At 65.5% G+C, this 12544-nt stretch carries 13 protein-coding genes; all 13 read left to right on the top strand.

Annotated elements, in window-relative coordinates; translation table 11 throughout:
* Positions 1-3 precede the first annotated feature (3 nt).
* The 13 genes from GM658_RS05120 to GM658_RS05060 are packed head-to-tail and all read left to right on the top strand — an operon-like array spanning position 4 to position 12459.
* Positions 4-333: an L-rhamnose mutarotase gene (locus GM658_RS05120; RefSeq protein ID WP_155452927.1), complete on the top strand. Its 330-nt coding sequence runs from the start codon at positions 4-6 to the stop codon at positions 331-333.
* 6 nt (positions 334-339) lie between these two features.
* Positions 340-675, top strand: a complete 336-nt coding sequence (locus tag GM658_RS05115; protein ID WP_155452926.1) for a UxaA family hydrolase — start codon at positions 340-342, stop codon at positions 673-675.
* A gap of 2 nt (positions 676-677) precedes the next feature.
* The gene (locus tag GM658_RS05110; RefSeq protein ID WP_155452925.1) at positions 678-1895 is read left to right on the top strand and encodes a UxaA family hydrolase; all 1218 of its coding nucleotides are present in this window, start codon (positions 678-680) and stop codon (positions 1893-1895) included.
* A gap of 13 nt (positions 1896-1908) precedes the next feature.
* Entirely contained in the window at positions 1909-2922 is a 1014-nt protein-coding gene (locus GM658_RS05105) for an aldo/keto reductase (RefSeq protein ID WP_155452924.1), read from the top strand.
* 37 nt (positions 2923-2959) lie between these two features.
* Positions 2960-3826 carry a fumarylacetoacetate hydrolase family protein gene (locus GM658_RS05100; protein ID WP_155452923.1) on the top strand — a complete coding sequence of 289 codons (867 nt, stop codon included), beginning with the start codon at positions 2960-2962 and terminating at the stop codon, positions 3824-3826.
* 35 nt (positions 3827-3861) lie between these two features.
* Positions 3862-5178, top strand: a complete 1317-nt coding sequence (gene fucP / locus GM658_RS05095) for an L-fucose:H+ symporter permease (RefSeq protein WP_155452922.1) — start codon at positions 3862-3864, stop codon at positions 5176-5178.
* Entirely contained in the window at positions 5171-5935 is a 765-nt protein-coding gene (locus tag GM658_RS05090) for an SDR family NAD(P)-dependent oxidoreductase (protein ID WP_155452921.1), read from the top strand. Before fucP ends, GM658_RS05090 begins: the two co-directional genes overlap by 8 nt.
* Positions 5932-7863, top strand: a complete 1932-nt coding sequence (locus GM658_RS05085) for a glycoside hydrolase family 97 protein (protein ID WP_155452920.1) — start codon at positions 5932-5934, stop codon at positions 7861-7863. Before GM658_RS05090 ends, GM658_RS05085 begins: the two co-directional genes overlap by 4 nt.
* A 1-nt stretch (position 7864) precedes the next feature.
* The gene (locus GM658_RS05080) at positions 7865-8875 is read left to right on the top strand and encodes a zinc-binding alcohol dehydrogenase family protein (protein ID WP_155452919.1); all 1011 of its coding nucleotides are present in this window, start codon (positions 7865-7867) and stop codon (positions 8873-8875) included.
* Positions 8876-9997 (top strand): mannitol dehydrogenase family protein, encoded by a 1122-nt coding sequence (locus GM658_RS05075; RefSeq protein WP_155452918.1) that lies wholly within the window; start codon positions 8876-8878, stop codon positions 9995-9997.
* The gene (locus GM658_RS05070; RefSeq protein ID WP_170298672.1) at positions 9994-10824 is read left to right on the top strand and encodes an amidohydrolase family protein; all 831 of its coding nucleotides are present in this window, start codon (positions 9994-9996) and stop codon (positions 10822-10824) included. The genes GM658_RS05075 and GM658_RS05070 overlap by 4 nt, the downstream gene beginning before the upstream one ends.
* Positions 10825-10834: 10 nt before the next feature.
* Entirely contained in the window at positions 10835-11521 is a 687-nt protein-coding gene (locus GM658_RS05065; protein ID WP_155452917.1) for a FadR/GntR family transcriptional regulator, read from the top strand.
* Positions 11522-11529: 8 nt separating this feature from the next.
* Positions 11530-12459 (top strand): GntR family transcriptional regulator, encoded by a 930-nt coding sequence (locus GM658_RS05060; protein WP_155452916.1) that lies wholly within the window; start codon positions 11530-11532, stop codon positions 12457-12459.
* Positions 12460-12544: the final 85 nt, after the last annotated feature.

The following is a 12544-nucleotide window of genomic DNA, read 5'->3' as shown; positions in this document are numbered from 1 at the left end:
GGAATGCAGCGCATGGGAATGGTGATCGGGATTGCCGCGGACAAGATCGCGGAGTACAAGGCGCTGCATGCGGCTGTCTGGCCGCAGGTGCTGGCCAAGTTGCAGCAGGCGAATGTGCGCAACTACAGCATCTTCCTGCGCGAGCCGGAGAACCTCCTGTTCGGCTATTGGGAATACCACGGCACTGACTTTGCTGCCGACATGAAGCTGGTCGCCGCCGACGCGGAAACCCAGCGCTGGTGGACGTTCTGTGGTCCATGCCAATTGCCGCTGGCCAGCCGCGCCGATGGCGAGCATTGGGCCATGATGGAATCCGTATTCCACATGGACTGAGCCGCCATGCCGAATACTTCGCCTGCCGGCGCACCGCACCTCCTTCTCATGTCTCCTGAAGACAACTGCCTGATTGCCCGCACGGCGCTGGCTGCGGGCGACGTCGTCGACATCGACGGCGAGCCGGTGACGCTGACGGAAGCGATCCCGCTTGGTTACAAAGTGGCGCGCATGGCGCTGCTGCCCGGCGACAAGGTACTGCGCTACGGCGCCTTGATCGGCAGTATTACCGCAGAAGTGGCGCGCGGCGCCATGCTGCATACGCATAACCTGGCCAGCGACTACCTGCCCACCTACACACTGGGCCCGGATGCCCACGCATTTATCGGAAGCGGCCACTGAACATGAAAACCACGATGCCTGCACTGTCGGGTTACTTGCGCGCCGATGGCCGCAAGGGCATCCGCAATATTGTCGCCGTCGCGTACACGGTTGAATGCGCCCATCACGTGGCGCGCCTGATCGTCAACGCCTTCCCCGGACAGGAAGTGCACTTGATCGGTTTCCCGGGTTGCTACCCGAACGAATACGCCGACAAGATGATGAGGCGCCTGGTGACCCATCCGAACGTGGGTGCTGCGCTGATCGTTTCCCTGGGCTGCGAAAGCTTCAACCGCAGCGGCTTGCAGGAGGAAGCCGCCGCCAGCGGACGGCCGGTCCACACCATCACCATCCAGCAGAACCGCGGCACCCGCAGCAGCGTGGCCGACGGGGTGGAGTGGGTGCGCTGGGCGCTGGAGGCCCTGGCGCCGCAGCAGCGCGTGCCGATGGCTGCGGAAGAACTGGTGGTGGCGACGATCTGCGGCGGGTCGGACAGTACCAGCGGCATCACCGCCAACCCGGCTGTCGGCGTAGCCTTCGACCAGCTGGTCGCAGCGGGAGCCGCCTGCATTTTTGAAGAAACCGGCGAATTGGTCGGCTGCGAATTCCACATGAAGCGGCGCGCCGCCACGCCGGAACTGGGAGACGCCATCGTGGCCTGTGTCGACAAGGCAGCACGCTATTACACGGTGCTGGGCCACGGCAGCTTCGCGCCAGGCAATGCGGATGGCGGCCTGACGACGCTCGAAGAGAAGTCGCTGGGCGCGTATGCCAAGAGTGGTGCATCCCCGATCAGCGGCATCCTGAAGCCGGGCGACCAGCCGGCGGCCGGCGGCTTGTACCTGCTGGACGTGGTGCCGGACGGTGAAGTGCGCTTCGGCTTTCCGAATATTTCGGACAATGCGGAGATCGTTGAGCTGATTTCCTGCGGCGCCCACCTGACGCTGTTCACCACTGGCCGCGGCTCCGTGGTGGGATCTGCAATCGCGCCGGTGATCAAGGTGTGCGCGAACCCGGCTACCTACGAGCGCCTGGCCGAAGACATGGACGTCAACGCGGGCCGCATCCTCACCGGCGAAGCTTCGCTGCAACAGGTCGGTGGCGAGATCGTCGACCTGGTGGCGCGCGTGGCGAACGGCGTGCAAAGCTGCTCGGAGGCGCTGGGCCACCAGGAATTCATCCTGACCTACAAGCATTTCGAGCCCTCAGGCCCGGGATGTTTTCCCTTGAAGCGGGCCTGACATGGCGTCCGGCATGAGCGCTAGCGCCACCCGCAAGTTGCCGCGCAGCGGCATCGCCCTGACCGGAATGGGCCTTGGCTGCGCCCAGCTTGGCGGGTTGTACCAGGCGATGAGCGATGCGGAGGCGCAGGCGGTGGTGACCGCGGCATGGGAGGCTGGCATCCGCTACTTCGATACTGCGCCTTATTACGGCTATACGCTGTCCGAACGCAGGCTGGGTGCGGCCCTGCGCGATCGGGAACGCGACAGTTTCGTGATCAGCACCAAGGCCGGGCGCCTGATGCTGCTCGACAGCGGCGTGCAGCCCGGCGAAAACGGCTGGGCCGAGCCACTGCCATTCCGTCCATACTTCGACTACAGCTATGAGGGCATCATGCGCTCGCACCAGGACAGTCTGCGACGCCTGTGCATGGACCGCGTCGACATCCTCTATGTGCACGATATCGGGCGCGCCACCCATGGATCCTTGCATCCGCATTACTGGAAGCAGCTGACGCAAGGCGGTGGATTCCGCGCGCTGACGCAGCTGCGCAACGAGGGCAGCGTTGGCGCAATCGGCCTCGGCGTCAACGAATGGCGCGCGGTTGCCGATGCCATGAACGTTTGCGACATCGATTGTGCGCTGCTGGCGGGACGCTACACCTTGCTCGAGCAGGCGGCGAGGAAGCCTTTGCTGGACCTGTGCGCGGCGCGCGGCGTCGGCATCGTCATCGGCGGGCCGTTCAATTCCGGCATCCTGGCCGGCAGCCGGAAGTTCAATTACGAAGATGCGCCCAAGGAGGTCGTTGCGCGGGTCGATGCCATCAGCGCGGTGTGCCGTGACCATGGCGTGCCGTTACAGGCCGCCGCCCTCCAGTTCCCGATGGCCCATCCTGCAGTGGTGTCATGCGTGGCGGGCGCCCACAGTCCGGAGCAGTTGCGCCAGAACGCCGCCTGGTTTGGCCAAACGCTGCCGGAAGGACTCTGGCAGGACCTGGTGCGGCGCGGCTTGCTGGACAGTGGTGCACCGACGCCAAACGCCGCCTGACCAACGGCTCTTTTCGTTTCGACGTACAAGGAATTTTATGAAATTGCTGCGCTTTGGGCCCAAGGGCCAAGAAAAACCTGGCTTGCTCGATGCGAACGGCGTCGTGCGCGACCTGTCCGAGATGCTGCCCGACCTGACCTCCGCTTGCCTGGGCCGTGCAACGCTGGACAGACTGGCTTCCGTCGATCCGGCACGCCTGCCGGCCGTTGAAGGACCGGTGCGCATGGCGCCGATCGTGGCCGATATCGGCAAGCTGATTTGCGTCGGCTTGAATTATTCGGACCACGCAGCGGAATCGGGCATGGACGTGCCGTCGGAACCGGTGCTCTTCACCAAGGCCACCAGCGCCATCATCGGCTGCAACGATCCGGTTGTGCTGCCGCGCGATTCGGTCAAGAGCGACTGGGAAGTCGAACTGGGCGTGGTGATCGGTAAGCGCGCCCGCTATGTGGAGGCCGAACAGGCGCTGGAGCACGTGGCAGGATATTGCGTCGTCAATGACCTGTCCGAGCGCGAGTACCAGCTGGAACGCGGCGGCCAGTGGGACAAGGGCAAAGGCTGCGATACCTTTGGCCCGGTCGGCCCATGGCTGGTGACCGCCGACGAAGTGCCCGATCCGCAAAACCTCGACATGTGGCTGGAGGTGAACGGCAAGCGCTACCAGAGCGGCAATACCCGCACCATGGTGTTCACGGTAGCGCAGCTTGTGAGTTATATCAGCCGCTTCATGACCCTCAACCCCGGTGACGTGATCAGCACCGGGACGCCGCCCGGCGTGGGCCTGGGCCAGAAACCCGAGCCGGTCTACCTGCGCCCGGGAGACCGCATTTCGCTCGGCATCCAGGGCCTCGGCCAGCAAAACCAGACCGTTCATGCCTGGGACGCCGCGCTGATCGACGGCTGACCCGCCGCTCCCTCTACTCTCCGGAGACATCCGCCATGACCGAAGCAAGCAGCCGGCAGAGCTATGCCTTTGCCTTTGTGATGACCACCTCGCTGTTTTTCATGTGGGGTTTCGTCCATAATCTCGATCCGATCCTGATTCCGCACCTGCGCCGCGCTTTCAACCTGACTGTCCTGCAGTCGGCGCTGGTGGATTCGGCGGTGTTTGTTGCCTACTTTGTGATGGCGCTGCCGGCGGGGATGCTGATCCGCCGCGTCGGCTACAAGTGGGCGATGATTTTCGGCCTGTCGCTGTTTGCCGCCGGCGCATTGTTGTTCCTGCCGGCTGCCGATACGCACCGCTATGCCGTCTTCCTGGCAGCGCTGTTCATCATCGCTTGCGGGCTGGCGGTGCTTGAAACGGCGGCCAATCCGTATATTTCGATGCTGGGGCGGCCGGAGCGGGCGGTCCAGCGCCTGAACCTGGCGCAGTCATTCAACGGCTTGGCGGCAACGCTGGCGCCGATTGTCGGCGCCCGCCTGATCCTGGTGGACGGCGTTCCGGATGCTCAATTGCAGGCCATGCCGGAGAGCCTGCGCCAGGCAACCCTGGCGGCGGAAGCGGCCAGCGTGAAAGGCCCGTACCTGGCCATCGCTCTGGTCATCATGCTCATCGCCGTGATCTTCTATTTCCTCAAGATGCCGGCGGTCGGCGCGGCAGGGGGCGGCGCGGCAGGCCAGGCAGCGCCTGCGGCGGCCGGGAGCGCCTTGCTGCGCGCCATGCGCAAGGCTTCCATCCGCCGCGCCGCCATCGCCCAGTTCTTCTATGTCGGCGCGCAGGTCTGCGTCTTCAGCTTCTTCATCCTCTATGCGTCGCAGGCGGCCGGACTCGCGCAGGTGGCAGCGGCCGATTACCTGGGGTGGGGCTGCGGCCTGGCTTTCGTCTGCGGGCGTTTTGCCGGCACTTGGCTGATGAAGTATTTCGCCTCGGCGCGCCTGCTGTTTTCCTATGCGCTGGCCTGCGCCGGGCTGTCGGCCGTGGCCATGTTCGCGGGCGGCATGGCTGGCGTGGCGGCGGTGATCGGCATCGCCTTCTTCATGTCGATCATGTTCCCAACCATTTTTGCGCTGGGCATCCATGGCGCGGGAGCCGATACGGAAATGGGCAGCAGCCTGATTATCATGAGCATTGTGGGCGGCGCAGTGCTGCCGCTGGTGTTCGGTTATATCAGCGATGCCACCCATAATCTCCAGTATGGCTTTGCTGCTCCCTTGCTGTGCTTCCTTGTGATCGCCTGGTTCGCCCGGGCGGCGGCGCGGGAGCAGGGCGCGCAGGCCGCTGTTGCCAATGACGGAGTATTGCAGCATGTTTGAACTGAAGCAGAAGAAGGCTGTCATCACCGGCGGCGGCAGCGGTATCGGCCGCGCAATCGCCATCCTGTTCGCACGCCAGGGCGCGCTGGTCCACATCGTCGACGTCAGCGACGAGGCCTGCACCATGGTCGCCGCCGAGATCCACGCGGCCGGCGGCGAGGCGCAGGGGCACCCTTGCGACGTGACGCAGCAGGCAGCGGTGGAGGAAGTGTTTGCCGCCATCGGCCCGCTGGATATCCTGGTCAATAATGCCGGCGTTGCGCATATCGGCAAGGCGGACAACACCAGCGAGGCCGATTTCGACCGCGTGATGAACGTCAATGTCAAAGGCGTCTACAACTGCCTGCATGCGGCCATCCCGCGCCTGCGGGAGCGCGGCGGCGGCGCCATCGTCAACATGGCGTCGGTGGCGGCGTGGGTCGCGGTGGCGGAACGCTTTGCCTATTCGGCCGCCAAAGGGGCGGTCATGGCGATGACCCTGTCCGTGGCGAAGGACTACCTGCAGGACAAGATCCGCTGCAATTCGATTTCACCCGGCCGCGTGCACACGCCGTTCGTCGATGGCTTCCTGGCACGCCAATATCCAGGCAGGGAAGCTGAGATGTTCGAGCGCCTCTCAAAGACCCAGCCTATTGGCCGCATGGCCCAGCCGGAAGAAGTGGCGGCGCTGGCGCTCTACCTGTGCAGCGATGCTGCTGCATTCATTACCGGCAGCGATTACCCGATCGATGGCGGCTTTATCACATTGAACTCATGAAACCAATCCTGACTTGCCTTGCGGCGGCGCTTGCCGCCGTCGCGCTGCCTGCCGCCTGCGCCACGGCGGGGCCGGCCACGGTGACTTCGCCGGACGGCCGCATTGCCATCCGCATCGACGACGATGCCGGTCACTTCTCCATTTCGCGCGGCGGCAAGGTCCTGATCGCGCCGTCCCCCCTGGGACTGCAACTCGATGGTGCGGCGGACTTTGGCGCTTTGGCGCTGGAGTCGCGCGAAGATGCCGATGTCGACCGCACCATTCCCCTGGTGGCGAGCAAGGCCGCCACGGCACGCGACCATTACCGCGGCGCCACCCTTTTGTTCAAGGAGCGCTCCGGCGCCGGCCGGCGCCTGCTGATCGACGTGCGGGCGTACGACGATGGAGCGGCATTCCGCTACCGCATCGAGGACCAAGACCCCGTGCGCCTGCGCGGCGAGCGTACGGCCTTCGTTCCCGCAGGCGACCCTGAATGCCTGGTGTCGGTCGCTGACGGGGCGCACGAAGTCCCTTTCGACAAGGTCAGGACATCGCAGCTGCGAGCTGGCCAGGCCTACGACGTGCCGGTGGTGTGCAGCGTGCCATCGGCCCATGCCGCCTATGCGATCACGCAGGCCGACCTGTCCGGCTACACCGGTGCGGCGCTGGTGGCGGAAGGCGGTGCGCTGCATGTGCGCCTGTCTGCGCCGCCGAAGCGCCCGGCGCCCGCTTTCGTTTCCGAGGGCGGCTTGACCACGGCCTGGCGCGCGGTCATGATCGGCGACCGCGCTGGCGACCTGATAGGCTCGAACCTGGTCGGCAACCTGAATCCGCCGCCGGCGGGCGATTTCAGCTGGGTGCGGCCAGGCAAGGCGGCATGGGACTGGTGGTCGGGTCCCCTGGTGGGCATGAAGCCGGAAATGGCCAGCTACAAGCGCTTCATCGATTTCGCGGCAGGCGCCGGCTTGCCGTACTACCTGATCGATGCGGGCTGGGCATCAGGGCCTGCCGGCTGCTGCGATGCCAATCCCGCCACCGACATCACGCGTCCCGCGGACGGCATCGACATGCCCGAGCTGGTGCGCTATGCCGCTGCAAAGGGCGTCGGCCTGCTGCTGTGGGCGCACTGGGAGCATGTTGCGCCGCGCATGGACGAGGTTCTCGATACCTATGCGCGCTGGGGCATCAAAGGCATCAAGGTCGATTTCATGAATCGCGACGACCAGGACGTCGTCGCCTTCTACCACCAGATTGCGCGGGCCACGGCCAAGCGACACCTGTTGCTGGACCTGCACGGCGCATACGTTCCCGCCGGATTGCAGCGTACCTATCCGAACTTCATCACCCAGGAAGGCGTGATGGGGGCCGAATGGAACAAGATGGGCAGCAAGATCACGCCGCAGCACAACCTGATGCTGCCTTACACGCGCATGCTGGCCGGACCGCTGGACTACACGCCGGGGGGCTTTGACAACGGCACGCCTGCATCCTTCAAGGTACGCGAAGTGAATCCGGAGACGCAGACCACGCGCGGGCAGGCGCTGGCGATGTACGTGGTGTACGACAGCCCGCTGCAGATGGTGTCCGGCGCGCCGGAGTCTTACCGCGATGCTGCCGGATTCGACTTTATCCAGCGCGTGCCGACGGCATGGGATGAGACCCGTTTCATTTCCGGCACGCCGGGACGCGACATTGTGCTGGCACGGCGCCAGGGCCGCACCTGGTATCTCGGCGCGATGACGGCCGGCGAAGCGAAGAGGGCCGAAAAGGTATCGCTGCGCTTCCTGCCTGCGGGGCGCTTCCGTGCCACCGTGTGGGAAGACGGCGCCACGCCGAACGAACTGCGGCGTGCGCAGCGCGTGGTACGGGCGGGCGACATGCTGTCGCTGCGCCTGGCGCCGGCGGGCGGCGCGGCCGTGATCCTGGAACCGATTTCAGAGGAAAAGTAATATGAAAACAGTAGTATGCCAAGCGCCGGGCGAATTGCGCATGAGCGATATCCCGGCACCGCAGCCCGCTGCGAACGAAGCCTTGGTGCGGGTGCGCCGCATCGGCCTGTGCGGCACCGATATGCACATTTTCCGCGGCACCCAGCCTTTCCTTCAGTATCCGCGCGTGATGGGGCACGAGCTGTCAGGCGAGATCGTGAGCGCGCCGGAGGGCTCCGGCCTGGCGCCCGGCGACCAGGTCTATGTGATGCCTTACCTGTCCTGCGGCAAATGCGTGGCCTGCCGCCAGGGCAAGACCAACTGCTGCACCAATATCCAGGTGCTGGGCGTGCACCGCGACGGCGGCATGGCCGAATACCTGGCGCTCCCTGCGCAATTCGTGTTCAAGACCGACGGCATTTCGCTCGACGAGGCGGCAATGCTGGAATTCCTGGCGATCGGCGCGCACGCCGTGCGCCGCGGTGCGGTGAAGGAAGGCCAGCGCATTCTGGTTGTGGGCGCTGGCCCGATCGGTCTGGCGGTCACCCTGTTCGCGCGCCTGAACGGCGCACAGGTCACGGTGCTCGATACCCGCGAGGACCGGCTGGCGTTCAGCCGCGACGTGCTCAAAGCGCCATACACCGTGCTGGCAGGCGAGGGCGACAAGCAAGTGATGGTGGCGCTGACCGACGGCGAGTTTTACGACGTTGTATTCGACGCCACCGGCAACGTCAAAGCCATGGAGCGCGGGCTGGAGTTCGTTGCGCACGGCGGCAGCTACGTGCTGGTTTCGATTGTGCTGGACCGCATCTCCTTTGCCGATCCGGAATTCCACAAGCGCGAAACCACTTTGCTGGGCAGCCGTAATGCCACCGCCGACGATTTCCGCACCGTGCTGGCGGCAATGAAGGCGGGACAGGTGCCGACCGGGTTGATGAATACGCACCGTACCACGCTGGAGGGCTTTATCGACGTGCTGCCGCAATGGATGGATCCGGCCAGCGGCGTGATCAAGGCCATCGTCGAGGTGTAAATGCATCCCATCCTTCAATTCGGCACCAGCCGCTTCCTGCAGGCGCACGTCGACCTGTTCATCAGCGAAGCGCTGGAAGAGGGCCAGGCGCTGGGGCGGGTCACGGTGGTGCAGACGACCGGCAGCGCCGCAAGCGCGCGCCGGGTGGCAGCCTTTAGGCAAGGCGGCGCCTATCCCGTCGTGATCCGCGGCTGGCAGGACGGCGCGATGATCCAGCGCGAGCTGCAGGTCGCTTCAGTGGCCAATGCCTTGCAGGCCAGCCAGGAATGGCCCGCAGTGGTCGAAGCTGCGGTCGCGGCGCAGGTGATCGTTTCCAACACGGGCGACCGGGGCTACGAACTGGATTCCGCCGACGGGGCGCACATGCTGGAAAGCGGGCTGGCGCCGCAGAGCTTCCCCGCCAAGCTGCTGGTATTGCTGCATGCGCGTTTCCTGCGCGGAGCGGCGCGCATCACGCTGATGCCGTGCGAACTGCTTGCCAACAACGGCGATGCCCTGCGTGAAGTGGTGGGCGGACTGGCGCGCAGCTGGAAGATGGACGCCGCCTTCCTGGCATGGCTGGAGGGTTCCTGCGTCTGGGTGAACTCCCTGGTGGACCGCATCGTGTCGCAGGCGATCGAGCCGGCCGGCGCAGTGGCCGAACCGTATGCATTGTGGGCGATCGAGGCACAGCCGGGCATGGTATTGCCGTGCACGCATCCCCACATCGTGGTGACCGATCGCCTGGCGCCATTTGAGCGGCGCAAACTGCTGATGTTGAACCTGGGGCACACCTTCCTGGCCGAACGATGGCTGCGCGATGCGCGCCCGGCCGGCGAAACGGTGCGCGAAGCCATGGCCGACCCTGCACTGCGCGCGGAGCTGGAAGCGGTATGGGCAGAAGAAGTCCTGCCGCTGTTCGCAGCCCTGGGCGAGGAGGTGGAAAGCTGCGCATACGTGGCGCAAGTCCGCGACCGCTTCTGCAATCCTTTCCTCGAGCACCGGCTGGCCGATATCGCGCAGAACCACGAGGAAAAGAAGCGCCGCCGCCTGCAGCCGGCACTGGAGCTGGCGGCCGAGCTGGGGCTGCGCCTGCCGCAAACGCGGCTGCGCGCGGCCTTCGGGCGCGAGGTGGCGGCGTGAAGCGCATTGACGCCCACCAGCATTTCTGGCGCCTGGCCGACCGCGCCGGCGCCTGGCCGCCGCCGCAACTCGCGCCCATCTACCGCGACTTCTATCCCGAGGACCTGGGAGCACTGCTGCACCGGCACGGCGTGGCCGCCACTGTCCTGGTGCAATCGATGCCCAATGAAGCCGACACCCACTTCATGCTGGACCTGTCCGAGCGCTACAGTTTTATCGGCGCGGTGGTGGGCTGGACCGACCTGAAAGCGGCCGATGCACCTCAGCGGATAGCCGCGCTGGCTGCGCACTCCAGGCTGCGCGGCCTGCGGCCCATGCTGCAGGACCTGGACGACGATCAATGGATCGCCGACCCGGCGCTGGCGCCTGCGGCCGCAGCCATGCAGCGCCACGGCCTTTGCTTCGATGCCCTGGTGTTGCCGCGCCATTTGCCGGCACTGCTGGAATTTGCGCGCAGCCATCCGCGGCTTCCCATCGTGATCGATCACCTGGCAAAACCGGCCATGCAGCGTGGCCCCGATATGGCCTGGCTGGAGGACATGGCGCGCCTGGCTGACCAGCCGCAGGTGTACTGCAAATTATCGGGCATGGTCACCGAGGCTGGGCCAGGGTGGACAGTGGAACAGTTGCGTCCCTTTGCCCGCCATATCCTGGACTTGTTCGGTCCGCAACGCGTGCTGTGGGGCAGCGACTGGCCGGTGCTCAACCTGGCGGCGGACTACGGCGCCTGGTTCGACGCCACCGGCGAGTTGTTGGCGCACCTGGACGAAACGCAGCGGCAGGCCGTGCTGGGCCTGAACGCGCAGCGCTTCTATCGCATGGACTGAAAGGAATTACATGGAGCCGAACGACACTGCCAAGCCAGAGGCGCGCATGTACCGCGTGGTGGCAGAACGCATCCTGCACCTGATCCGGGAGCAGGGCCTCGGCACAGGAGCGCGCCTGCCGGCTGAACGTGAACTTGCCGCCAGGATTGGGGTCAGCCGCGCTTCGCTGCGGGAAGCCCTTGTCGCATTGGAGATCGGCGGCGTGATCGAGGTGCGCGGCGGATCCGGCGTATATATCACCGGGCGCCGGGCGGTGGCGCCGGCTGATCCGGAAACAGGCCCCGGTCCGTTCGAGGTCCTGGCCGCACGGCGCATGATCGAAGCGGAGGTTGCGGCGAAGGCGGCGCGCAATGCCAGCGATGCGGACCTGGATGCGATCCTGGCCGCGATGATCGAGATGGAGCGCACTTACGACAATCCGGCCAGCCATGAGGCGGCGGACCGCAGCTTTCACCTGGCCCTGGCCCATGCGGCGGGCAATTCAGCCCTGGTGGCGGTGGTCGAATACCTGTGGAGCCAGCGCGGCGCCATGGCCCACCGGCTCAAACAGCATTACCGTACCGAAGAATTGGGGGAAGCGACGCTGGCCGACCACCGGGCCATTTTCAGCGCCGTCGCCGCCCACGATGAAGCCGGCGCCCGGCAGGCCATGCGCGGCCACCTGGCGCGCGTGCACCGTACACTTGCAGGAGGCTAAACCGAGCCATGGCCCGTGCCCCGACCGTCTCCAGGCGCAGCGTCAACCTGCTGCTGGACCACATCATGGACAGCGTGGCGGTTGGCGAAGCGCTGCCGACCGAGCACCGGCTGGCTGCCCTCGGGGAAGGGAGCCGCAGCGCGGTTCGCAGCGCCATCGCCCATTTTTTCGAGCGCGGGCTGATCAGCGGCATGAAGGAACGCCGCCTGCTGCGCAAGCCCAGGCAGGCCGACTATTTCGATGTCGCCGATTTGCAGAGCGGTACCGAGCGGGTGCGGCAGGTGCTCATGGAATTGATCTATCAGGGCGACTGGCCGCCGGGAACGGAATTTTCAGAGGCCCATCTGGCGCGTGCGGCCGGCGTCAGCACGATCAGCGTGCGCGAGTTCCTGATCGGATTTTCCCGCTATGGCCTGATTCGCAAGAGGCCACAGGGCGGCTGGCGCCTGTGCGCTTTCGACCGTGCCTTTGCCATGGAAGTGGCCGAAGTGCGCCAGATGTTCGAGCTGGCCGCCATAGAACGATTTGCGGCGCTGGCGGCAGACGATCCGGCTTACGCAGCGCTTGACCAGTTGATTGCAAGGCACGAGCAGCTCGGCGCCGTCATGCCGGCCAGGCACCAGGACTTTCCGGCACTGGACCGCGACTTCCATACTTTCCTGATCGGCTGCCTGGATAATCGTTTTGCCCAGGGCTTTTACGATATCGTCTCGCTGGTATTCCACTACCACTACCAGTGGGATAAAGGCACGGAAAGGGTGCGCAACGAGCACGCCGTACACGAGCATCTCGCTATCCTGCACGCCCTGGCGCGCCGCGACACGGCGGCAGCCATGGAGGGGATGCGTGTCCACCTGGGCTCCGCCCGCAGCACGTTGTTGCAGGCAGCCCAAACCCGCGAACCGGCGCATTACGAAATCGGCCAACCGCAGCAATGATTTAACTCAAAGCGCGCCTGGCCTGGCGTGCGGCACATCGCTTTCCTATATGTTTTAAGCGTTCCTGGCGCCTGATCAGGCGCAC

The organism is Massilia eburnea (assembly GCF_009720745.1).
GTDB classification, from domain to species: domain Bacteria; phylum Pseudomonadota; class Gammaproteobacteria; order Burkholderiales; family Burkholderiaceae_D; genus Rugamonas; species Rugamonas eburnea.
This window is presented reverse-complemented; position numbering and strand designations above follow the sequence as displayed.

Bases quoted from the DNA above. Each gene is read 5' to 3' on its own strand.
- GM658_RS05120 (WP_155452927.1), top strand. From the start codon at position 4: ATGCAGCGCATGGGAATGGTGATCGGGATTGCCGCGGACAAGATCGCG.
- GM658_RS05115 (WP_155452926.1), top strand. From the start codon at position 340: ATGCCGAATACTTCGCCTGCCGGCGCACCGCACCTCCTTCTCATGTCT.
- GM658_RS05110 (WP_155452925.1), top strand. From the start codon at position 678: ATGAAAACCACGATGCCTGCACTGTCGGGTTACTTGCGCGCCGATGGC.
- GM658_RS05105 (WP_155452924.1), top strand. From the start codon at position 1,909: ATGAGCGCTAGCGCCACCCGCAAGTTGCCGCGCAGCGGCATCGCCCTG.
- GM658_RS05100 (WP_155452923.1), top strand. From the start codon at position 2,960: ATGAAATTGCTGCGCTTTGGGCCCAAGGGCCAAGAAAAACCTGGCTTG.
- fucP (WP_155452922.1), top strand. From the start codon at position 3,862: ATGACCGAAGCAAGCAGCCGGCAGAGCTATGCCTTTGCCTTTGTGATG.
- GM658_RS05090 (WP_155452921.1), top strand. From the start codon at position 5,171: ATGTTTGAACTGAAGCAGAAGAAGGCTGTCATCACCGGCGGCGGCAGC.
- GM658_RS05085 (WP_155452920.1), top strand. From the start codon at position 5,932: ATGAAACCAATCCTGACTTGCCTTGCGGCGGCGCTTGCCGCCGTCGCG.
- GM658_RS05080 (WP_155452919.1), top strand. From the start codon at position 7,865: ATGAAAACAGTAGTATGCCAAGCGCCGGGCGAATTGCGCATGAGCGAT.
- GM658_RS05075 (WP_155452918.1), top strand. From the start codon at position 8,876: ATGCATCCCATCCTTCAATTCGGCACCAGCCGCTTCCTGCAGGCGCAC.
- GM658_RS05065 (WP_155452917.1), top strand. From the start codon at position 10,835: ATGGAGCCGAACGACACTGCCAAGCCAGAGGCGCGCATGTACCGCGTG.
- GM658_RS05060 (WP_155452916.1), top strand. From the start codon at position 11,530: ATGGCCCGTGCCCCGACCGTCTCCAGGCGCAGCGTCAACCTGCTGCTG.